Annotated in this window: 20 protein-coding genes and 4 tRNA genes; 14 read left to right on the top strand and 10 right to left on the bottom strand. The window is 40.9% G+C overall.

Going from position 1 to position 22,565, the window contains the following annotated elements:
- Positions 1-223 precede the first annotated feature (223 nt).
- The 9 genes from H6G41_RS14610 to H6G41_RS14570 all read left to right on the top strand — a co-directional run bounded on the left by H6G41_RS14610 (position 224) and on the right by H6G41_RS14570 (position 10,325).
- On the top strand, positions 224-1,780 hold the full coding sequence (locus H6G41_RS14610) for a DEAD/DEAH box helicase family protein (protein ID WP_190746903.1): 1,557 nt from the start codon (positions 224-226) through the stop codon (positions 1,778-1,780).
- A gap of 134 nt (positions 1,781-1,914) precedes the next feature.
- On the top strand, positions 1,915-3,129 hold the full coding sequence (locus tag H6G41_RS14605) for a DUF790 family protein (RefSeq protein ID WP_190746902.1): 1,215 nt from the start codon (positions 1,915-1,917) through the stop codon (positions 3,127-3,129).
- 241 nt (positions 3,130-3,370) lie between these two features.
- Positions 3,371-4,405 (top strand): nitrilase-related carbon-nitrogen hydrolase, encoded by a 1,035-nt coding sequence (locus H6G41_RS14600; RefSeq protein WP_190746901.1) that lies wholly within the window; start codon positions 3,371-3,373, stop codon positions 4,403-4,405.
- 73 nt (positions 4,406-4,478) lie between these two features.
- On the top strand, positions 4,479-5,897 hold the full coding sequence (locus H6G41_RS14595; RefSeq protein ID WP_190746900.1) for an aldehyde dehydrogenase family protein: 1,419 nt from the start codon (positions 4,479-4,481) through the stop codon (positions 5,895-5,897).
- Positions 5,898-6,050: 153 nt separating this feature from the next.
- Positions 6,051-6,497: a DUF3598 family protein gene (locus H6G41_RS14590; protein ID WP_190746899.1), complete on the top strand. Its 447-nt coding sequence runs from the start codon at positions 6,051-6,053 to the stop codon at positions 6,495-6,497.
- 80 nt (positions 6,498-6,577) lie between these two features.
- Positions 6,578-7,918, top strand: a complete 1,341-nt coding sequence (locus H6G41_RS14585) for a hypothetical protein (RefSeq protein ID WP_190746898.1) — start codon at positions 6,578-6,580, stop codon at positions 7,916-7,918.
- Between the two features lie 232 nt (positions 7,919-8,150).
- A complete protein-coding gene (locus tag H6G41_RS14580) occupies positions 8,151-8,330 on the top strand; it encodes a hypothetical protein (RefSeq protein ID WP_190746897.1) in 180 nt (59 codons plus the stop codon).
- Positions 8,320-9,372 carry an oxygen-dependent coproporphyrinogen oxidase gene (gene hemF / locus H6G41_RS14575; protein ID WP_190746896.1) on the top strand — a complete coding sequence of 351 codons (1,053 nt, stop codon included), beginning with the start codon at positions 8,320-8,322 and terminating at the stop codon, positions 9,370-9,372. The genes H6G41_RS14580 and hemF overlap by 11 nt, the downstream gene beginning before the upstream one ends.
- Before the next feature lie 101 nt (positions 9,373-9,473).
- On the top strand, positions 9,474-10,325 hold the full coding sequence (locus H6G41_RS14570; protein WP_308796215.1) for a fatty acid desaturase: 852 nt from the start codon (positions 9,474-9,476) through the stop codon (positions 10,323-10,325).
- 72 nt (positions 10,326-10,397) lie between these two features.
- Here the strand turns inward: H6G41_RS14570 and H6G41_RS14565 are convergent.
- The 7 genes from H6G41_RS14565 to H6G41_RS14535 all read right to left on the bottom strand — a co-directional run bounded on the left by H6G41_RS14565 (position 10,398) and on the right by H6G41_RS14535 (position 15,710).
- Positions 10,398-10,469: transfer RNA gene (locus tag H6G41_RS14565), tRNA-Tyr, on the bottom strand.
- Positions 10,469-10,545: transfer RNA gene (locus tag H6G41_RS14560), tRNA-Glu, on the bottom strand. Before H6G41_RS14560 ends, H6G41_RS14565 begins: the two co-directional genes overlap by 1 nt.
- A 101-nt stretch (positions 10,546-10,646) precedes the next feature.
- Positions 10,647-10,720, bottom strand: a tRNA-Glu gene (locus tag H6G41_RS14555).
- Positions 10,721-10,986: 266 nt separating this feature from the next.
- Positions 10,987-12,240 carry an SDR family NAD(P)-dependent oxidoreductase gene (locus tag H6G41_RS14550; RefSeq protein WP_242037931.1) on the bottom strand — a complete coding sequence of 418 codons (1,254 nt, stop codon included), beginning with the start codon at positions 12,238-12,240 and terminating at the stop codon, positions 10,987-10,989.
- Between the two features lie 89 nt (positions 12,241-12,329).
- Complete coding sequence (locus tag H6G41_RS14545) at positions 12,330-13,421, bottom strand: pentapeptide repeat-containing protein (protein WP_190746895.1); 1,092 nt, start codon at positions 13,419-13,421, stop codon at positions 12,330-12,332.
- 82 nt (positions 13,422-13,503) lie between these two features.
- Complete coding sequence (locus H6G41_RS14540; RefSeq protein ID WP_190746894.1) at positions 13,504-14,646, bottom strand: VWA-like domain-containing protein; 1,143 nt, start codon at positions 14,644-14,646, stop codon at positions 13,504-13,506.
- 62 nt (positions 14,647-14,708) lie between these two features.
- On the bottom strand, positions 14,709-15,710 hold the full coding sequence (locus H6G41_RS14535; protein ID WP_190746893.1) for an AAA family ATPase: 1,002 nt from the start codon (positions 15,708-15,710) through the stop codon (positions 14,709-14,711).
- A 758-nt stretch (positions 15,711-16,468) separates the two neighbouring features.
- Between H6G41_RS14535 and H6G41_RS14530 the strand changes: the two genes are divergently transcribed.
- Complete coding sequence (locus tag H6G41_RS14530) at positions 16,469-17,821, top strand: tetratricopeptide repeat protein (RefSeq protein WP_190746892.1); 1,353 nt, start codon at positions 16,469-16,471, stop codon at positions 17,819-17,821.
- Positions 17,822-17,970: 149 nt separating this feature from the next.
- On the opposite strand, the gene H6G41_RS14525 is transcribed toward H6G41_RS14530, so the two are convergent.
- Complete coding sequence (locus H6G41_RS14525; RefSeq protein ID WP_190746891.1) at positions 17,971-18,288, bottom strand: S-layer protein; 318 nt, start codon at positions 18,286-18,288, stop codon at positions 17,971-17,973.
- Between the two features lie 322 nt (positions 18,289-18,610).
- On the opposite strand from H6G41_RS14525, the gene H6G41_RS14520 reads away from it, so the two are divergent.
- The 3 genes from H6G41_RS14520 (at position 18,611) to H6G41_RS14510 (ending at position 19,829) form a co-directional block, all read left to right on the top strand.
- Complete coding sequence (locus tag H6G41_RS14520; RefSeq protein ID WP_190746890.1) at positions 18,611-18,868, top strand: hypothetical protein; 258 nt, start codon at positions 18,611-18,613, stop codon at positions 18,866-18,868.
- Between the two features lie 100 nt (positions 18,869-18,968).
- Positions 18,969-19,382, top strand: a complete 414-nt coding sequence (locus H6G41_RS14515) for a thioesterase family protein (RefSeq protein ID WP_190746889.1) — start codon at positions 18,969-18,971, stop codon at positions 19,380-19,382.
- Between the two features lie 123 nt (positions 19,383-19,505).
- Positions 19,506-19,829 (top strand): hypothetical protein, encoded by a 324-nt coding sequence (locus tag H6G41_RS14510; RefSeq protein WP_308796214.1) that lies wholly within the window; start codon positions 19,506-19,508, stop codon positions 19,827-19,829.
- Positions 19,830-19,837: 8 nt separating this feature from the next.
- Here the strand turns inward: H6G41_RS14510 and H6G41_RS14505 are convergent, their stop codons facing one another.
- Positions 19,838-20,617 carry an RNA methyltransferase gene (locus H6G41_RS14505; RefSeq protein WP_190746888.1) on the bottom strand — a complete coding sequence of 260 codons (780 nt, stop codon included), beginning with the start codon at positions 20,615-20,617 and terminating at the stop codon, positions 19,838-19,840.
- 136 nt (positions 20,618-20,753) lie between these two features.
- Positions 20,754-20,835: transfer RNA gene (locus H6G41_RS14500), tRNA-Leu, on the bottom strand.
- A 308-nt stretch (positions 20,836-21,143) separates the two neighbouring features.
- Here H6G41_RS14500 and murA point away from each other — a divergent pair.
- Positions 21,144-22,523 (top strand): UDP-N-acetylglucosamine 1-carboxyvinyltransferase, encoded by a 1,380-nt coding sequence (murA, locus tag H6G41_RS14495; protein ID WP_190746959.1) that lies wholly within the window; start codon positions 21,144-21,146, stop codon positions 22,521-22,523.
- The last annotated feature ends 42 nt before the right edge of the window (positions 22,524-22,565 follow it).

Here is a 22,565-nt window from a genome sequence, read left to right as displayed (position 1 = left end):
ATGAGAGTAATTTACTTTAGGAAAAGAGATTTTTTTGGAGCAATATTTTAGCAATCATTCGATAATAATAATGGTATAGAAATTAGCTTTGATAGAGAAAAGTATCTAAGTATTTTTCAGGTAGCTAAAAATGTAATTCTGCGGGTTTTGCTTGCTCATGCTCAACTAAGTACATTTTGCGTTATTAGTAGATAAATGTGAAACCGTTGGCATAAAGCGCTAAATGGCTCGTACCCCTACATTAACTTTCGATCGCGGTACACTCATACTACATCCCCCACCAAAGGGTAAAGCCTGGATGGACTATGCCACTTGGGATGATAGAGTGGAAAAATTTCGCGTACCCGCAATTCAGTATCGTTCTCTAGTAGAAGCACTGCAAGCACAAGAGGCGTACTTTATCGATGAAGCTAAGGAATTTTATGCTTTAGATTTAGTCGCCACTATGGAAATGGAACCCTACCCCCATCAAAGTGAAGCCTTAGCAGCGTGGAAACTCGCGGGGAGACAAGGGGTAGTGGTACTTCCTACCGCAGCGGGTAAGACTTATTTAGCGCAAATGGCAATGCAAGCCACACCCCGCAGTACGCTGATTGTAGTGCCAACCTTGGATTTAATGCATCAATGGTATGCCCATCTAGTCGCAGCCTTTCCCGATGCGGAGGTGGGTTTATTGGGGGGTGGTTCCAAGGATAAGACAGCTATCCTAATTGCAACCTACGATAGTGCAGCAATTCACGCCGAAGCCTTGGGAAATCGCTATGGATTGCTAATTTTCGATGAATGTCATCATTTACCGACAGATTTTAATCGAGTAATTGCCGAATATGCGATCGCACCCTATCGCTTAGGACTCTCCGCTACTCCAGAACGCACCGATGGGAAACACGCTGACTTAAATATCCTCATTGGTAGAGAAGTATATCGCAAACGGGCTGAAGATTTAGCGGGTAAGGCGTTAGCAGAGCATGAAATTGTCCAAATTAAGGTGAAATTATCCCAACACGAGCGTGAGAAATACAACGAGTTAATTCAAACTCGTAACGATTTTTTACGCGATTCGCGGATTTCTCTGGGAAGTATTCAAGGTTGGCAAATGTTTGTGCAAATGAGCGCGCGATCGCAACCTGGGCGTAGAGCTATGTTAGCACATCGCGAAGCCAAAGAAATCGCTTTAGGTACTGATGGGAAGTTGCGGATTTTAGCGAATTTATTGGCGAAGCATTATCCGGAAAGAATCATTATTTTTACGGCTGATAATGCTACGGTTTACCGCATTTCCCAAGAGTTGTTAATTCCGGCAATTACCCATCAAACACCAGTCAAAGAACGTCATGAGATATTAACTAAATTTCGTGAGGGTGAATATAACACTTTAATAGCTTCCCATGTGTTGAATGAAGGGGTTGATGTTCCTGCTGCTTCGATTGCAATTATTTTATCGGGTACTGGTTCGACAAGAGAATATATTCAACGTTTGGGGAGAGTTTTACGTAAGGGAAATGTGGAAAATAAGCAGGCGATATTATATGAAGTAGTGGCTGAAGATACTAGTGAAGAAAGAACTTCGGCGCGACGGAGAGGGGTGGATAAGAGTAATGAACCACCTTCGCATAGCGTCTCGCAGAGAAGACGCCAAGAACACGAAGGGAAGAAGGATAAGAGAGGACATTTACAAGTTGTATATGGAAGTGGAAAGCATAAAAGTGCAAAAGCGGCGGAACAATTAGAAATCAATTATTCAACAAAGCGCGATGAAGATTCTTCTGATTTAACTTAGTTACTCAATACAACTTTCCTCTCTGCGCCTCTGGTTACTGAGCGGAGTCGAAGTATGCGTCTCTGCGTGAGATAAAAAATATTACTTAAATTACGAATTACGAATTACGAATTACGAATTACGAATTATTATCTATGCTACCCTCAGATTTATTAATGCACCGCCACAACGGCGAAGAAATTATCCCCAAGCGGTTAAAAATAGATGATAAACATTTAAATCTCGCTACCGAATTAATTAATTATTTTCAATCAGCCGTTGGTAAAACTCAAGGTATACTAGAACGCCAACTAGCAGAATTTGAAGGTGACACTACAGATTACCGTGTAAAACGCGGTTTAGCTTATATTCTTAAAAGTAGCTTTTGTACCTTTGAAGTTGTTAGTCCCTTAGAACCGCAGATGTTACGTGAAAGGGTATTTGCACTATCTGCGAAATCTGTTCCTAGCCGCGAATCAACCCAAGCGACTTTAACTAAAATAGCTGATGAATTAACTCACGAATTAGAACGAGAAATATTACCAGAACAAGTTCATAATGGCTTATATGCCGATTTAAATGAAAATAAAATTTTAACGGTTTTTGATGCACCTAAACCGCAAGATTTATTACATCGCTATAATTTATCCCAGGTACAGGGAGTATTTTATAAAGCCAGCCAATTAATATTAAATGCTCATCGCAATATTCCCGGAGAATATAAACTATTATTCCGCTATCTTAAGCTCTTTCAATTAATGGCTTATATCGAAGGTGATGCCGATCATGGGTTTACAATTACCATTGACGGGCCGACAAGTTTATTTAATCCTAGTACAAGGTATGGATTAGCGATCGCCAAACTTATCCCCGCTTTACTTCACGTTACCCGCTGGAGTCTTTCTTCCACTCTCCAAACCCGCGACACCTATACCAATACTTGGAGAACTGGACGTTTTACCCTCAATTCTGAATGTGGTTTAGTCACTCATTACTCCCCAGGTAAACCCTACGACAGTATGCTCGAAGCCTCTTTTGCTGATAAATGGGATGCTTTAAAATCTGAATGGGTATTAGAGCGAGAAGTTGATTTAATTCCCATTCCTGGTAGCGTCATGATTCCCGATTTTCGCCTAGTCCATCCTGATGGGCGGACATTTTTATTAGAAATTGTCGGTTATTGGCGTCCAGAATATTTACAAAAAAAGTTTTCTCAAGTACGTCGTGCGGGAAGAGATGATTTAATTTTAGCAATTTCTGAACGCTTAAATCTAGAAAAAGCAGGAGTGAAATTAAATGATGTCCCAGCCAGAATTATCTGGTTTAAAGATAAGTTATTACCAAAATCGGTGTTAGCGGCGATGGAATAATTATTGGGCATTGGGCATGGGGCATTGGGCATGGAGCATTGGGTGGTATCCTGAATAATGTTAGCTAAAATTTTTATTAAATAAGTAATAATAAATTTCCCTAAGTAGTATTTTAAATTATCGCCATTATCGAACCATTAATTTTATTAATCAATTAAATCAAAATTTAACCAAGCCAAGGGAAATTAACCCAACTATATTACAAAACATAATCTAGATTGAAAATTCTGACAAATGACAAATGACCAATAATTTAGATTCCTATCGAGCCTTAGCACTGCAAGTTACCTGTCATGCAGTCAATCAAGCGAGCGATCGCACTGAAGCTCGTGCTTTAATGCAAAATACCATTAACCGCTTATCACAGCAAATCGCCGCTAGTATTGCATTTATTGGTTTTGACTGTAAATTAATTGTTTTACCAGAATATTTCCTCACAGGTTTCCCCTTAGGTGAATCTCTGACAGTGTGGGGGGATAAAGCCTGTTTAGAAATGCATGGGGCTGAGTATGAAGCCCTCAGTAAAATTGCCCAAAAGCATCGGATATTTTTAGCAGGAAATGCCTACGAAGTAGACCCCAATTTTCCTAAATTGTACTTCCAAACTTGCTTTGTTATTGACCCCTCCGGAAATATCGTCTTACGATATCGGCGGTTAAATTCTATGTTTGCACCCACACCCCATGATGTGTGGGATAAATATCTCGACTGCTATGGATTAGAAGGCGTTTTTCCCGTAGCGAAAACTGCGATTGGGAATTTAGCCGCTTTAGCATCTGAAGAGATTTTATATCCAGAAGTCGCCCGTTGTTTAGCCATGCGCGGCGCAGAAATTTTTCTCCATTCCACCTCAGAAATTTACAGCAAAAATTTAACGCCCAAAGACGCAGCTAAAATTACCCGTGCGGTAGAAAATACAGCATACGTTGTTTCCGCTAATACCGCAGGTATCGCTAATATCCCCATCCCCATATCCTCAGCTGATGGCGGTTCTAAAATTGTTGATTATCAGGGAATAGTTTTAACAGAGACAACTACAGGCGAAAGCATGGCAGCCTTTGCAGAGATAGACCTAGCCGCCTTAAGACGCGATCGCAAAAGACCAGGGTTAAATAATTTACTTTCCCGCCAGCGATTTGAATTATATGCCCAAAGTTACCTTCAGTCGCAATTTTACCCACCAAACACTATGCTGGATACAGAAGTAGACCGAAAACACTTTCTGCAAACACAACAAGCCACCATTGAACGCCTAGCCCAATTAGGCGTAATTTGATGGTAACTGGTTGACTGTTGACTGTTGACTGTTGACCGTTGACTGTTGACTAATCCTCAATGCCCCATGCCCCATGCCCAACTCAATCGATGTTCGCAATCCTCGGACTGGAAAATTTGATTATGTGATTATACCGCCGCCGCCTAAGTTGCTGGCGCAGTTATGTAATCGGCTGCGGCGGGCGCAAGTTCGTTGGCAGCAACTAAGTATTGATGGGAGAATTGAAGTATTACAGGAATGGAAACAAGCGATAGTAGCAGAACGCGATCGCTTAACTGAAGCTTTAGTCAATGATACCGGTAGATTGTCAATTTCCGAGATGGAAATTGACTCCTTCATCTCTGGTATCGATCGCTGGTGTCGATTAGCACCAGAGTTACTGCAAGACTCAGCCAAAAATACCGCCATTCCCTTTATCGCCTTAAAACAAACAGCCGTTCCCTATCCCCTTGTCGGCGTAATTAGCCCCTGGAATTTTCCCTTATTACTCTCCACAATCGATGCTATTCCCGCATTACTCGCAGGTTGTGCAGTTATTGTCAAACCCAGTGAAATAGCGCCCCGTTTTGTCGCCCCATTAATGACAGCATTAAATGCTGTGCCCAAATTACGCGATGTTTTTACCTTTATTGAAGGAGCAGGTGAAACCGGAGCAGCTTTAATAGAATATGTAGATTTAGTCTGTTTTACAGGTAGTGTCGCCACAGGGCGAAAAGTTGCCGAAGTTGCAGCCAAAAGATTTATTCCCGTATTTTTAGAATTAGGTGGTAAAGATCCGGCGATCGTTTTAGAATCAGCTAATTTAGACTTAGCAACCTCAGCAATTTTATGGGGTGCAGTTGTAAATACCGGACAGTCTTGTCTTTCCATTGAGCGAATTTATGTTGCCGAATCTATATTTAATAAATTTGTTTCCTTATTAGTTAATAAAGCCCAACAGATAAAATTAGCTCATCCCACATTAGAAATCGGCGAAATCGGGCCCATTATTGCCGAAAGACAAGCAGCAATTATTAGCGATCATCTTTTAGATGCTGTTGATAAAGGAGCAGTGATTCATTGTGGCGGTAAAGTTGAAGAATTAGGTGGCGGTTGGTGGTGTCGCCCTACAGTTTTAACTCAGGTCAATCATTCGATGAAAATTATGACCGAAGAAACTTTTGGCCCCATTATGCCAATCATGTCTTTTTCGCAAATTGAAGAAGCAATACATTTAGCTAACGACTCAATTTATGGTTTAAGCGCATCTGTATTTGCTGAATCAGAAGAATTAGCTTTAGAAGTTGCCCAACAAATAGAAGCAGGAGGTATTAGTATTAACGATGCAGCTTTGACTGCTATCATGCACGAAGGCGAAAAAAATTCATTCAAATTTTCTGGTTTGGGTGGTTCGCGCATGGGGCCAGCAGCGCTGAAAAGATTTATGCGTAAAAAAGCTTTTCTGATCAAAACTAATTCTGCAAATGACCCTTGGTGGTTTGATAATGTTTGACAACTGTACGGGCGGGTTAACAGATATCCTCAAATATCCATAACGATCTCCCATAAACCTGCCCCTACTGACAACTGACCATTGACCATTGACCATTGACCATTGACCATTGACCATTGACCATTGACCATTAACAATATCAAGGAGTTTTCTATGTCTACAATCCGCGAAGGAATGCCCGTACTTGTCCGTCATGAAGGAGAATGGGGAGGTACTTATACAGTAGTAGATAATGCCGGAACAATTCTCGATAAATATCAGTCTCACTTGAGCTGTCAATTCCCTGAAACAGGCCCCCATCCCTATTACCAAATCAATCGTTATACCTGGGCTGACGGGAAAAAAGAAGAATATGAATTTCCGGGAATATATCGTGACAAAGCCCTATTTTTTGATACCGAACGCATTACCGGCAAAGCTTGGGAAATAGACGATTCTACAGTTATATTATGGTTTGCTTATAAGAACGCACCAGATATGAACTTGTATGAAATGATTCAAATTAGTCCTGACAATAACTATCGTGCCCGTACTTGGCATTGGTTTAAAAATCATCAAATTTATCAACGTACCCTAATTCAAGAAGAAAGATTAAAATAGTTATTTGTCAGTTGTCAGTTGTCAGTTGGTATTTTTCTGCATATCTGTGTATTTTCTTGTCTCGTTTATTACCCATCCTCATGAGTATATTATCCAGTAAAAAATTTCGCCTAGCGGCAGGTTTAGCTACTTTATTATTTGTTGGATTAAGTGGAAATCATTTATCTGCTCAGTCAGACAATCAACAGATAAATCAACAACAGCAAACTATACAAAATGTTGCGGTTGCACAGCAAGAAGAATCTCTAGCTCAACCATTTCTTTCCTTACCCTTCATTCAATCTGTTCAGCTAATCGCTACAAATGTGTTAGATACTTTAAGCTATCGCCAAGGGTCTGAGCAGAATCTTCAAGCATCTGGACAGAATTTAATATCAGCTGCAACACCATATCGAGCTATTGATGAATTAAAAAAATTTAAATTTAATGTTAATCCCAGTCAAGTTTTTAAAAGCGGAAAATTACCAAGTACAAAAATAAAATTTAATCAAACAGATTTACTTACTGTTATTACTAATACGAGAAAATATTACCAAGACCATGCCAATGCAGACCCTGATGTATTACGCAAAGGGATACTTGAAACTCAAGACGTGACGGTAGACGATGTTCTCAAAACTTTAGATTTTATGATTGCGGTCTTAAAAGAAGATATTGCGAACCGTCGCACTACTCGCTTACAAGATCCTAATTTTATTAATTCTAATTTTAGAGTAATCAGATGGTCTGCCTATAACCCAAAAATTAAAAATCAACGCCAATTGCGACTGACAAAGTATGCGGTATTCATTCATAATGGTTCACGGAAAAAAACTGCTAAATTTAATATTCCCATTTATAGTTTAAAAGACAATTTCACCGCCGATAAATTCTATACAAGATATACAAAGCAGGATGTATTATCAGGAATTTATGAACCCGGTGGCAAAGAATTTGGCAAAGTTGAACCCCTTGCATATTTAACTCGCACTGGTCTGGAAGAAGCACTCATGCAGGGCACAATATTAATTAAGTTTCCAGATGGTAAGCAAGGTTATTTCAATGTTGATAGAAGTAATGAAATACCTTATGTTCGCGGATTAAAAGCAACTGCACAAAAACGTTACTGGTATTTTAGAGAAGTTGATGATATTAAAGGTTATGGATATAAAATAGATGCGAAAATATCCATCAAACCAGGCGTAACTTTTGCTGGTGATGTCCTGAATATTGGTTTGGGTAAAATAATTGTGTTAGAGCATAATGCAGGTGGAAGCAAACAGCTACAAATGGGCGTAGTGGCTGATACAGGTGGAGCTTTTTTACCTAACCTCTATCAACTGGATCTTTTAGCAGGTATTTTTCCCAGTCAAACAGAATTTGTCCGCTATATCAGCAGATTACCTGAATATGCTAATGCGTATATTTTAGTGAAAAAATAGTGATGGTGGTTGACTGTTGACTGTTGACTGTTGACTGTGGTCACTGAGTTTATCGACGTGTTGAAGTTAGACGGTCATGTGATTTTTAACACAACGAGAGCATGAAAATATCTCTTCCCTAGCCCCTAGCCCCTAGCCTCTAAACCCTATTTTCAAGTTAGCCATTCACGCCAGGTTTTGGCACAACCAAGCGTGAAAATCTGTTTTTCCCATGCCCAATGCCCAATGCCCCATGCCCATTTTCAAGCTAGAGATCCTAGAAGTGATGACTCGCGCCTTAGGAGAAGCCACCATTGCTGATTTGTTAAGTTTTGAAAATTACCCGTACTTAAAACACTCAATAACTATAAAGTTATTCAAGAAAGTAATCGCGCTTACTAAGAGTTTAAGAGATATTCAGTATGGGTCGTAATTCAGACAATCGTTCTCAAGAAAACATCAATCACACAGCATTGCTCACACCTCCCGTAAATTCAGGGAATATACCACCCGCAGATTCACGCCAACGGGTGAAGCAGTTTATGCAGAACATCCAGGATGAAATTTGCAGCGCCTTAGAACAGCTGGATGGTGAAGCCAAATTTCGTGAGGATCATTGGGAACGCAAAGCTGGTGGTGAAGGACGGACTCGTGTGATTCGCGAAGGGCGAGTGTTTGAACAAGGTGGCGTCAACTTTTCGGAAGTTTGGGGTGATACTTTACCGCCCTCAATTTTGACTCAGCGCCCAGAAGCAGCCGGACATCAGTTTTTTGCTACTGGAACCTCAATGGTGCTACATCCTCGTAATCCCTACGTACCAACGGTACACCTTAACTATCGCTACTTTGAAGCAGGCCCCATTTGGTGGTTTGGTGGTGGCGCAGATTTAACACCTTACTATCCCTACGCAGAGGATGCGATTCATTTTCACCAAACATTTAAATCTGCTTGCGATGCTCACCATCCAGAGTATTACCCAACCTTCAAACGCTGGTGTGATGAATACTTCTACTTACGCCATCGCCAAGAACAAAGAGGTATAGGCGGTATCTTTTTTGACTATCAATATGCCAGTGGAACGCTGTATGTATCTTCCCAGACGGATACACCAGCAGCAGTTTACAGCCAGCAAGTAGGAAAAGTTACACGTAATTGGGAAGATTTATTTGCCTTTGTGCAGAGTTGTGGTAAAGCATTTTTACCTGCTTACTTGCCAATTGTAAACCGACGCCAAGAAACTGAATATAGCGATCGCCAGCGCCAATTTCAACTATACCGTCGCGGTCGTTACGTAGAATTTAACCTAGTGTACGACAGAGGAACAGTATTCGGATTGCAAACCGATGGTAGAGCCGAATCTATATTGATGTCCCTACCACCGCTAACACGCTGGGAATACTGCTACCAGCCAGAACCCGGCACACCAGAAGCACAACTAACTGAAGTTTTCCTGCAACCGCAAGATTGGGTATAGGGCATTGGGCAGACGCGATTCATCGCGTCTCTACAATTTTCATTTCTTTCCCCCTGCTCCCTGCTCCCTGCCCCCTGCATATTCTGTGTGAGGATGTATTTGTGAGATTAAAATTACAAAATTTGCCAGAAAAGGACGAGCCTTTGCGTCTGGATTGGCTAACGGTGCTATTTTTTGGGGCTATTCATGGATTGGCATTATTGGCTCCCTGGTTTTTTTCTTGGTCGGCTGTAGGGATTATGCTGTTATTGCATTGGCTGTTTGGCAGCATTGGTGTTTGCTTAGGCTATCACCGACTCCTCAGCCATCGGAGTTTTAAAGTGCCGCGATTTTTAGAATATGCGATCGCTATTCTGGGTGCTTTATCATTACAAGGCGGGCCTATCTTTTGGGCGGCTGGACATCGTTTGCACCACGCACATACCGAAGACGAAAATAAAGATCCTTACTCCGCCCGCAAAGGTTTCTGGTGGAGTCACATGCTGTGGATTTTTTATCCCCGTGCAGAGTTCTTTAATTATGACTACTACCAGCGATATGCTCCCGACTTAGTGCGAGATCCCTTTTATCGCTGGCTAAATACTAACTTTCTTTTTCTGCAAATTCCCGTTGCATTGTTGCTGTATGCTTTGGGCGGTTGGTCATTTGTCGTGTATGGTGTATTTGTCAGAGCCGTGATTCTTTGGCATACAACCTGGCTGATTAACTCAGTCACTCATATGTGGGGATACCGCACCTTTGAAATTAACGATAACTCCCGCAATCTCTGGTGGGCAGCTTTACTAACCTACGGCGAAGGCTGGCACAACAATCACCATGCTTATCCCCATGTAGCCAGGTGTGGTTGGCGTTGGTGGGAAATTGATATTACTTGGTGGGCGATTTGGTGTTTAAAAACAGTTGGCTTGGCAAAGGATTTAAATTTGCCACCAGCACAGGCTACGAAAGCATAGCAGTAGATGAAAAACTCCACCCCCTTGTGGGTGGAGTTTCCCGCCGACTTCCATGAAATCATACATTCTCGATAGCAACGACGGGATTCGCACCCGCATCTCCTGGTTTACTCCAAGGAATTCTACTGCTTGAACTACGTTGCTGGTGGCAGTGAACCGAATCAAACGGTTATCCTCCTACCTTGAGAGGGTAGGCGCTTTACCACTAAGCTACACTGCCGGGTTAATTAATATATTATTCTCTCAGCAATAGCAACGACGGGATTCGCACCCGTATCTCCTGGTTTACTCCAAGGAATTCTACTGCTTGAACTACGTTGCTGGTGGCAGTGAACCGAATCAAACGGTCGTCTCCTACTTGAAGAGTAGGCGCTCTACCACTAAGCCACACTGCCTAGTTATTTACTTAGTTAATTATAGTTATAGTTAATTATTGTGTCCGGTTAAAAACCTACTATTAGGGATGACGCGGGGAACTCGGAACCGCACAGATTGGGGATTAGGGGCGGCGGGGAAGCGAGGACGCGGGGAGATTAATAATAGTAATTACCCGGACTTATATCAAGTAATATCGCATTTTAAAAAAAATAGCAACGACGATGGGGTATGGGGCATGGGGCATTGAAAATTTTTCGTCCTGATTCTCCTTGTTCTCATTTTTCTACCAGTCTATTTCTGTGTAATCTTTAAAGAATTTACCAAAAGGGGTCTTTCCTTCATTAATACCCAAATAAATGAGGTCGCAAATTCGCGCAGCTGCATCAACAATATCAAAAGGGGGATGCACGCCGCGTTCTTGCATGGATTTGCCTTGGTGATAAGGATGTTGAAAGCTAATCCAGCCGGGGTCTACAGCATTCATAAAAATTCGGTGTTTGGCATATTCTTTGGCACAGGTACGAGTCATTTGGTTGAGTGCAGCTTTTGCCATGTTGGTGTGGGGATGTCGCCAAGGTTTGTCAACGTCGTTAAATCGCCCTTCCATTGAGGAAACGTTGATGATGTATTTGGCAGTTTCTTTTTGGTTGCTCATTAACGGCTTGAGTCTGCTATTAATTACAAAAGGTGCGATCGCATTAATGATATGCACTTCCAATAATTCCCAAATACTGACTTCATCATCTTTCATCAGCCAGCTATTAAATTGACGCAAGTCAAGCTGTTGTCCGTCATCGCCATACATTCCTGGTGGGAATAAAGCAGAATTATCTAACTTATCCTCAGGAATTAGGGGAATTTGGGAGAGAAATGCTGAGTTTTCTGGTGGTATTTCTGGAGAAGCTAAGGTTGGCAGGAAATTATCAGAGTTGCCGGCGCTTAAAATATGAGTCTGACTCAGTAAACCTTGCAATTCTGGCGGTAAATTTTGCACAGGTAATGATTCAAACTCAATTAAATGCTGATAAAAAGCAGGTGGACGGCGTACTGTTTGCGCGGCGTTGTTAATAATAATATCGAGTCGGGGATAGAATTTGAGGATATGTTGGGTAAACTGCTCAACACTATGGAGATGTCGCAAATCTAGCCCATAAATTTGTAAGCGATTTCGCCATGTTTGAACATCTGGTTCAGCAGCGTATCGTTTTGCCGCATCATGAGGAAAGCGCGTTGTGACTATGACAGCAGCACCATCTCGTAACAATCTCAACGCTACAGCATAGCCAATTTTCACCCTAGCTCCAGTGACAACAGCCGTCATCCCCTGCAAATCAGAACTTTGCTGACGTTTGCTGTAGTTAAGATTTCCGCAATTATTACAAATGCCAGTGTAAAAATTATGTTCTTGTACAAAAGTTGCTTTGCAGACAATGCAACGTTGTTGTTTGGGCATTGGGCATTGGGTATTGGGTATTGGGCATTGGGCATTGGGTATTGGGTATTGGGCATTGGGCATTGGGTATTGGGTATTGGGCATTGGGCATTGGGCATTGGGCAACAGTCAACAGTCAACCATCAACCATCAACCATCAACCGTCAACCGTCAACCATCAACAATTCTCTAATTTATTTATACTTTGTCCCGTTAGGCATAATCGCACCTGTTAATTTAGCACTACTGAAGTCAGCACCTAAAATATTTGCACCTGAGAAATTGGCATCATATAGATAGGCTTGGCTGAAGTCAGCGCCTAAAAGGTTTGCTTCTTGAAAATTTGCACCTACTAAGTTTACATTGCGGAAATCAGCGCCAATGAGATTGGCTTTGTAGAAATTTGCTTGTCTAAGATGTGAACCACTGAAGTTAATACTATTAAGATTAAATCCACTAAAATTAAATCCCCAAAGCTGAGAGTTTTTCCAATTAGCTCCGCTTAAATCAGCTTCATGTAGGTCAGGTGTGACAAGAATAATATTACACAAATTCGCTTTGTGAAATTTTGCACCACTAACTTTGGTTTCATCTAATTTCGCACCACTCAAATTTGCTGCTGTCAAATTAGTTTTACTGAGATTAGCTGCTTTTAAATCTGCTCTACTCAAGTTCAATCCAGCTAAATTTAATTCACTCAAATTTGCTCTAACTAATTTAGCTTCGCCTAGTTTGACACCAATCATATTAGCTTCGCGGAAATCTGCTGCTTCTAAATTTGCGCCTGTAAATTTACATTTACTGAGATTCGCTTTTCTAAAGCTAGCTTTGCTCAGATTTGCTTTAAAAAAATTTACTTTATGCAGGGTAGCTTGACTAAAATCAAATTCACTTAAATCAGTGCGGCTGAGGTTGGTACCGTGAAGATTTGCTCCTTGTAAAATCGCCGCAGTTAAGTTAGCCCCATTAAGATTTGCCCCACTCAAATTTGCCCCACTCAAATTTGCGCCGCTAAGGTTAGCTTTGTAGAGTTTAGCTCCACTCAAATCAGCAGCGCTTAAATCTGTCCAACTTAAATCAACTTGGCGAAAATTGAATTTTTTTAAGTTAGCTCTACTGAGGTTAACTTCACTTAAATTTAACGCTAAATATTCACTGAATTCTACTTCGGATATATACTCTAATAATTTTAAATTCTCTGCTCTCCATTCATTCCAAAAATCTACACCTTTTTGTAGTAGGGACAGCATTTCAGTTTGAGTTAAAGAATGAGGAATATCTGACATAGGGAGATTAATTTAAGAAGGCAGCGCCTCGGCTTTGCCCGGCTAACGAGGCAGGGGGATAAGATTTACAACTGACCATTGACTATTGACTATTTGAAAACAGCCTAACAGCTTCACCAAAGGGGAATTGATTTAAGTCTAGCCCACCAGGAGTAACTACCCACAATACGGGGAGGTTTGGCGGTTGTTGAGGGAATGTACCATAGCCATCTGTAAGGTATACACAAACACCATTACTGTACCAATCACTCTGTTTGTTAACTGTATCGAAGAAAGGAACGAAAGATGTACCGCCACCGCCTACTGGTTTGGGAAGGGGACTATTTTTAGTAAGTTCGTAAGGGCTGTAAGCTTCGGCATCAGCGTAATAAAGTTGACATTGAAGATGGGGGTAAGAATTGAGAATTCCCACAACTTCGCTGAAAAATAGCCGCAGTTCTGCTTCGCCTACCGAACCACTGGTGTCAACTGCCACAAATACCTTGACGCTTTCGCCTTCGAGTGATTCTAGGTAAAGTCGCTGGCTGATAAAGCGACGGTCAAAGCCTGTAAAATCTGTAGGCGTTCGTACTAAGTAGCGCCAGAGATAAGAACGCCAATCTAATTGCCCTTCTGTGAGGGCTGTAAGTTCTCGCTGAATTCCTGCGGGAATACTACCTTGATTATTGCAGCTGTGGGCAACTGCGATCGCCTGTTGCATCGCATTACGCCAATGGGTTTCTAAAGCTTTCTGGCGCGTTGCATCTAAACTACCATCAGATTTCCCGCCTATTGGCTCGTATATTAAATCAGGTTGGCATTTTGGACAAATTTTCCGCTCTTTCAACAAAATTTCATAAATTTCTTCCACACTTAAATGCTCTAGCTGTTGGTTGCGCACACCACCCGCCGGGAGTTCAAAACTTTGCTGTTGCGCAATCATCCCATTAACCACAATATCAGCCGCTACATTCCATAAATTGCGTTCTCGTGCGCCACGCCGGGTAACATGCAACAGTGCGGCGTGTAAGACTTCGTGTAATAATAAGCCATCAAGTTGTGAAGAAGAGAGCGATCGCAAAAAATCTGGATTAATAAAAATATCCTCCCCATCCGTCGCCGCAGTGGGAAAACTTTGCGTAATTAACACTTGTGCAAACAAAGCCAAAGTTGCAAAAAACGGAGATTTCATCCGCAACCGCAGCATCGAAGCACTGATAAGTGTGTTTAAATGGTCATTAGTCATTGGTCAACAATCAACAATCAACAATCAACAGTCATCTCCTTTCTCTAACTTCTGCCTTTTCCCTAAAAACCCATTAATTCCTGAAATTCTTGCATAAATTTCTGAAGTTTAGGATCTTTTTGTACTAACTGTACTAATGCACCTATTTGCTTTTTACTGCGCATACTGCGAAATAAATCTGTCGCAAATAACTGCACCCATTCCATTGCGGCTGCTTGGGATATCCAATTAAAGGCGTTATGTGCTTGGTTTGCTGATTCGGCGCGAATGGCTAAACCTATGGTTGTCGCGTAACGAACCGATGGTTCCGTCGGAAATTTAATTCGCTCGCCTTTACCTAAGAAAATGTCAGTTAAATCGGGTAAGTTCTGATAAAGCTTAATAAAAGCATTGAATTCAGCAGTCGTTCCTACCCCAACAGCCGGGGTAATATCCAATCCGGCTGTGTGTAATTGACTCGCCATTACCCAAGAACGAGGTGAAGGCCAGGATGGCTGCTGGGGGTCGAGTTTGTGTAACAAGGTGGGACGAAAGGAGAGAAAGGCAATAATTTGCTCGTGAACTTCCGTAGATAAAGCGTATGCTTTGAAACTATTAAAATCAGCTTCTACTTGCAGGTGTAAAAAGCGGTTAGCTAGGGGGGAAGGCATATCAAACACTGCTGCACGGTCTTCTTTACGGTTCCCAGCCGCCCAGACAAACCAACCTTCTGGAACTACGTATGAGCCGACGCGACGGTCAAGAATTAATTGTTGGGCTACACCTTGCATCGCTGGGGGAGCCATATTTAGTTCATCGAGAAACAGGATACCCTTACCATCACGGGGTAAAAATTCCGGTGGATACCATTTAGAAATACCGTTTTCAGCTACAGGTAAACCCCGCAAATCAGTGGGCGCAAGTTGAGACAGACGCACATCCACAAAATCGATTTGATATTTGCGCGCAATTTGAGCAACAATACTAGATTTACCGATTCCTGGCGGGCCCCAAATCATCGTACTGAGAGATATATTTTTGCTCAACAGGTTATCGAGGTAACCTTTGAGGTCTGCTGGTGTCATGGTTATGATAATCTTTGAGAATATTTAATGTTTTTGTATTGTATTAAGATGCGCTACTAAATTTAACAACAATGTAGATCTACACAAAATAGGCTTAAGACTTTTAAGCTAATAAGTAGCCATCATGAACTGCGTACACCACAACGGATGAAAAATTCATTAATCCCCCTGCTTTTTCAAGCTAGCTAATTACGAGAAAATCTCACAACCAAATATAAAAATCTCTCCCAATGCCCAAAGCCCTTTTTCAAGTTAGAATAAGGCACAAATTAGCTTTAGGCTAAGATGATAGACCCTATATTATACTAGATTAAATTATACATTATTTACGCTTATATACTGAAGCTTCATAAAAATATAAAAGCTACAAATAAAATTTGAGTAAATTTTGACTTTTAATTTCCGCACACCAATACTAACTTCATCGAATCTTTAATAATTTGCTAGCAAATTCAAACTAAAAAACAGTTCTGTTTACCCGGTTTTCCATATTAGAGCGCGTTGACTACTTCCTAATCATTACAAGCAACACTAGGCTTTGAACTTAACAAGCTGGTATATTTTGCCCATAACCTATGCAGCAAGTACAATACCCTATTTTCTATTCATCAAAGTTAGCTTTTACCTAAAAAAGCAAAATCTTTACTAAATTAATACATAACAATATACCTAGAAAATGCTAGGTATTACTGTAAATCATCTTGGCTGCATCTAAATACAGTCATGTTTAAAGGAGTTTATATTTTATAATACTTAACATGATAGAGGAAAATGAACAAAATCTCACACAAATTCTCCAGCGAAAACTTAGTTACTATCTGGAGAAGTTATCCATTAGCAGACAAAGCCAAAATCAACAAGAAGAGCTAGCTTGCTTGAGCCAGTTAGGCGCAATATACGAAAAATTATTTGAGTTTTCGCAAGCTCTGCAATATTATAAGCTGTTACTTGCTTTATCTCAGCAAATAGATGTAGTAGATTGGCAGGAAATTGCTCTATACAACATAGGCAATTGTTATCTTCAACTCTGTCAGTATCATGATTCAATTAAATATTTTACTCAATTACTAAACGTTACTTATAATACAGGTAATAGAGTATTACAAATATCAGCTATATGGGGATTAGGAACGAATCACTATAATCTCGGACAATATACAACAGCCATTGAATTTTTCCAGAATCAGTTGGTAATTAGTTGTGAGATAAATGAGCGTATGTGCGAGAAAAACGCTTTAGGCTCATTGGCAAATATTTACCAATGTCTAGGAGATTATCAACAAGCACTTGAGTATGAACAAAAAGCTCTCCGCATTGCTCAAGAAATGGAAGATATTCAAGCGACAGGAGAATCACTCGCTAATCTTGGCGGAATTTATCTTCATTTACAGCAGTGGCAAAAAGCAATTATTTCTTGTAATCAATCACTATTACTCGCCAGGGAAATTGAAAACCAAAACTTGGTAATGATTAGTCTTCACATTCTCGGTCAATCACATAAAGGGATTGGTGAGTATGAAAAAGCAATGGATTTTTTGCGAACTGCTTTAGAAATTTCCACGAAGATTGGTAATCAACGAGTTCGTAGCGCAATTTTGCAAGGTTTAAGTGATGTATGTAGCCAAATAAATTTACTTCAGCAAGCGATAGAATATAATATAGAATCCTTAAGTATTAGTCGTCAAACAGAAAATAAATTAGGTGAAGCATCAGCGTTAGCAAGAATAGGTGCTACATATCAACATTTAGGAAGAAACGATCGCGCTTTAGAATACTACCAACAATCTTTAAAAATTGTGCAAGATCTGGGAATTAAACCCAGCCAGCAACAGTTGCTATTTAATATTGGTGCTATATATTACAGTGAAGGTCAATTCTTTAAATCTAGACAATTTTTAGAATCTGCCCTTATCCTAGCTCAAGCAAGGAAAAATAATTTTGAAGAAGCGCAAATATCACTTACTCTTAGCGCGACTCTGCAAAAATTAAACCGATATCAAGAAGCAATTTACTATTGCTATCAAGCATACAGAATTTATAAATCTTTAGGAGATGAAATACAAGCACAGCAAATGTGGCAATATCTGCATAAATTAGGAGCCAAATTTTAAGTTATAGACCTAATTAACTCTAGACTTATATAATCTAATATCTAATACTCAGGGAAATAATGTTTGCAGCAAATAAATGATTCATTAGAGCACAACATTATTATGCCACTTTTAACAAATTGGTATAAGTTAGTTAGCATAATTTTATATTATTGTTGAAATTGTTGCTGATTTGGCGGCAATGTTTGGGGATTTTCAGCGGGTTTTAATTGCTGAAACAAAGCAGGGGGTGTAGCATTGCGAAATGCTCCGCAATAATGCATAGTCATTACTGCTTTAAAAGCCCAATGATCTGATGGGACATCGCTAAAGGGATTTGGTAAAGTCTCTGCTTGATTCTGAATGCAAGCATTAATCACTTGATTGGAGTTTTTCGGTTCATTTTGAATAGAATCTTGAGCCTCTGCGGTTTTTATTAAACTCACATTAGTTGCTAATAAAACCAGTGTCAGAATTATTTTATTCATAAAATAAATGCTAAATATAGGACGATTGTAATTAAGTTTAATTAGAAAAAACCACACATTTAATAAATTTAAAGTGAGGCATTTTTACTCCAAAATCCAAAATCTCATTTCTCAATAGTCAATGCTTGAGAAATATGCCTAAAAATCTGCCTAAAGTACTATAGTCACGCAAATATGCAAAATCAATAGACTAATAAGTTGTGCCATAGACATATACCAATCTCTACATTATTTACAAAGTTTCTGAAAAATCGCTCTTAAACTAGACGATCAATATATTAAATATAGATTAATTCTGAACTATGAGTTAGGTAAATCAATAATGGTGCAACAAATCCAATCTAATCAACCACAATATGTTTGTATGATTCCCATTGAGAGTCTTACAGGGAACCAAGAAGAAGAAATTATGACTTTTGGTGGATCTGTTAATGAAGTCCAAAAAAAGGCTGAACAATTGCTAACATCTACCTATGGTTGCAATTATTTGCAAATTGAAGAATTGATGCAGCAGGCAAAAATTGAACTAATTACTCCCTGGTGTACGCCAATTAAAGCACAAGAAGACAAGCCAAGGTAAATATAAACAAGCGATCGCCTATTTGGGCTAAAAGTTGGGTATAAAATAGTTGAGCTTGTTGTCAATACCCTTGAATGAAAATCTCAAATTAATCTCAACCATGCAAATATTCAAAACTCTTTTACGGGTTCGACACTACGAGATGGATGCTCTCGGACATGTCAACAACGCTGTCTACCAAAATTATCTAGAACAAGCAGCTATTGAGCACTCAGAACATTTAGATTTAGGCTTAGATGTCTATCGAGAATCAGGCGGTGTATTTGTGATGCGTCGGGTAGAAATTGATTATCTGCGTCCAGCAGTTGCAGGTGACACTTTAGAAGTTACTACCTGGCTGCGGGAAATACGGGGGACTCGTGCTTTCCGAAAATACGAAATTCGCAAACAAGACCAAGAGGATTTGTTGGTCACAGCCGAAGCGCTGTGGGTATGGGTGGATGGGAAAACAATGCGCCCACGACCGATTCCCAGCCTAATGTTAGAGAAATTTCAACAAACCCTAAAGTCTTGAGTTTAGCCTTCAATATCAGCACAAATTTATTATTTTTCAGGAGATGATATTAGACTTTTTTACCTTAACTATGTAAATTTGATACAGTTAAGGAAAATTATTCCCGATATTCGAGACAATGATGTGAAATATACAAAATATCAGCCTGTAGTCACACCACTCAAGATTATGCCAGTAAATTCAGATTCCCAGGTCAAGATTATGGAGCAACACCAACAAGAAGAACGCGAAACCGCTGCTCAAGAGTTTCAAGCAGCCTTGGAGGAATTAGAGGAGATTTTACAAGACAAGCGTCCTGAGGATAAAGCTAAGGCAGGATTTAATGATGGGAGTGTCAGTGATGCCCAACTAGCTCAAGAAGAACAAGATTTAGCATCTATTGATATAGAAGCTTTTGAGGATGCAGTAGCGGATATTGAGCAATATTTAGCTGAACGTCAACTATAATTGCCTTATTAATGGATTTTTTGCCGCTGGACTTCGTATAACATTAAAGCTGCGGCGATCGCCACATTCAAAGACTCTACGCCTGGACTTAGAGGAATTTTTACTTGTCGATCTGCCATTGCGGCGATTTCTGGTGATAAACCAGCACCTTCATTTCCTAATAAAATCAAACTGGGTTTGCGCCAGTCTACTTCCCAGTAAGTTAAAGTCGCACTGGGTAAGGTGGCGATGACTTGCATTCCTGCTTGCTGACTTGTTTGAATTGTCTGTTTTAAATTCTCCGTCACCGCCATTGCTAGACGAAACCATTGTCCAGCAGAAGCGCGTAAAACTTTTGGGTTATCTAAATCTACACTATCCCCACTCAGCCATAATCCTGAGGCTCCAGCCGCCGCCGCAGTGCGAATAATCGTCCCCAAATTACCGGGATCTTGCAAAGTTTCCACTGCGAGGACAACGCCAGTCACAGGTAATGGGGAGGAGCGATCGCTTTTTTTGGCTGTGGCGACTACACCATCTGGTTGGACTGTCGTGGCGATCGCGGCGAGAACTTCCGGACTGACAATTTCACTGCGATCGCATCGCCTACAAGCCTCCTCCCACAGTACAGGATGATCTGCTTGCCATTCTGGCGTACAACACACCGCCACCAACGGATAATTGACGGCAAAAGCTTCTTCCAGCAGATGCGTCCCTTCTAATAAAAATAGCTGCTGCTTGTGTCGCTCCTTCGCGGAGTGCAATTTGCGAATTTGCTTGACTAAGGGATTTTGTAAACTGGTCAACACGATTTTAGACTTGAGATTTTGTAGCCATTCCATTTGGTCGCCAGACTTGAAGCATCTGGAGCCTGCTTCCCGTGGATACAACTGTCTTGTTCTTAGATTAATCCAAAATCGGCAATCTAAAATCCAAAATTAATTATGCGGAACCCGGGACTTGAACCCGGAAGCCTTGCGGCACTAGAACCTGAATCTAGCGCGTCTGCCAATTCCGCCAGTTCCGCTGGCAATTATTTACAATCGACAATTTCTAACTATTACTCATTTATCAATATTTGTCAAGTCATTTGTCCATCTGTTACCGAGTATAGAGTTTTGCCAAAGACAGAATTTCTCTTGTGTCTGGTCTGAATAATTTCAAAATTCTTGTAACCCTTGCCTAGAGTAGATTTGAAGATTCACTAACTACCCAAAACCAGCTTTTATTTACCCCCAATCCGGGGACAAAATGTAGACAAATCAAATCTTTACTGTAGAATCAAAACCAACTTCAACCCTTTAAAATTGACGTATTTATTCTGGAGGTAGGCTTATTAATCCTTCTAGCAGCTTACCAGATGCTAAGTCCCCGCTTGAAGCAGACTCCTCAGTCTTGCAAATTTGGGGAGGGCATCCTTTGCGAGGTCATGTAAAAATTAGCGGGGCGAAAAATTCAGCATTGGTAATCATGGCTGGAACCCTGCTATGTTCAGGCGATTGCCGCATCCGTAATGTCCCATTATTGGCGGATGTGGAACGCATGGGTCAGGTTTTATCAGCTTTGGGTGTACATTTAAGCAGAAATGGTGACACTTTAGACATCAATGCTCGTGAAATTACTACATCTAAAGCTCCCTACGAATTAGTTACCCAACTGCGGGCGAGCTTTTTTGCGATCGGCCCAATTTTGGCCAGGCTGGGAGTAGCTCAGATGCCATTACCAGGCGGTTGTGCCATTGGTGCTAGACCAGTAGATTTGCATGTTCGCGGACTGCAAGCAATGGGAGCCGAAGTCCAAATTGAACATGGTATTTGTAATGCCTATGTTCCTGGGAGCAATGGCAGATTGAAAGGAGCCAGAATTTACCTGGACACCCCCAGTGTGGGCGCAACCGAAACATTGATGATGGCGGCTACCTTAGCGGATGGCGAAACCATCATCGAAAATGCGGCACGGGAACCGGAAGTAGTCGATTTGGCTAATTTCTGTAACGCAATGGGAGCCAAGATTCAAGGTGCTGGTACCAGTACAATTACCATCGTGGGCGTGAATAAGTTGCATTCAGTGGAATACAGCATTATTCCCGATCGCATTGAAGCTGGTACTTTTTTAGTCGCCGGCGCAATTACACGCTCAGAACTGACTCTCTCTAGCGTTTGCGCAGATCATTTAATCCCCGTAATTGCCAAATTGCGTGATATTGGCGTGACGATCATCGAAGAAGCTCCGGATTGCTTACGGGTGCTCCCAGCAACTAGCCTTAAAGCTACTGATATCGACACTTTACCCCATCCAGGCTTTCCCACAGATATGCAAGCGCCGTTTATGGCCTTGCTGACTTTGGCAGAAGGTGACAGCCTAATCAACGAATCTGTGTTTGAAAATCGCTTGCGTCATGCGTCTGAGCTAAACCGCTTAGGGGCAGATATTCGCGTTAAAGGCAACACAGCATTTGTTAGGGGAGTGCCTATGTTATCAGGCGCACCAGTATTAGCTACAGATTTGCGGGCATCCGCAGCTTTAGTCTTAGCTGGTTTGGCAGCAGAAGGCACAACAATAATTCAGGGATTGCACCACCTAGATCGCGGCTACGATCAACTGGATCTGAAGTTGCAGCAATTGGGCGCGAAAATTTTGCGAGTCAATGAATCAACTACCAATGCAGAACTGACCCCCAGCTCTAACAACTCTGCTGCATCGATAACGACATAGTTAGGTAGGTGGGCAATGCCCACCCTTACTAAATCGTTATAC

It is taken from the genome of Tolypothrix sp. FACHB-123 (genome assembly GCF_014697075.1).
In the GTDB taxonomy this organism is placed as follows: domain Bacteria; phylum Cyanobacteriota; class Cyanobacteriia; order Cyanobacteriales; family Nostocaceae; genus Aulosira.
The sequence above is the reverse complement of the archived record's forward strand: the minus strand, read 5'-3'. Positions and strand labels throughout refer to the sequence as shown.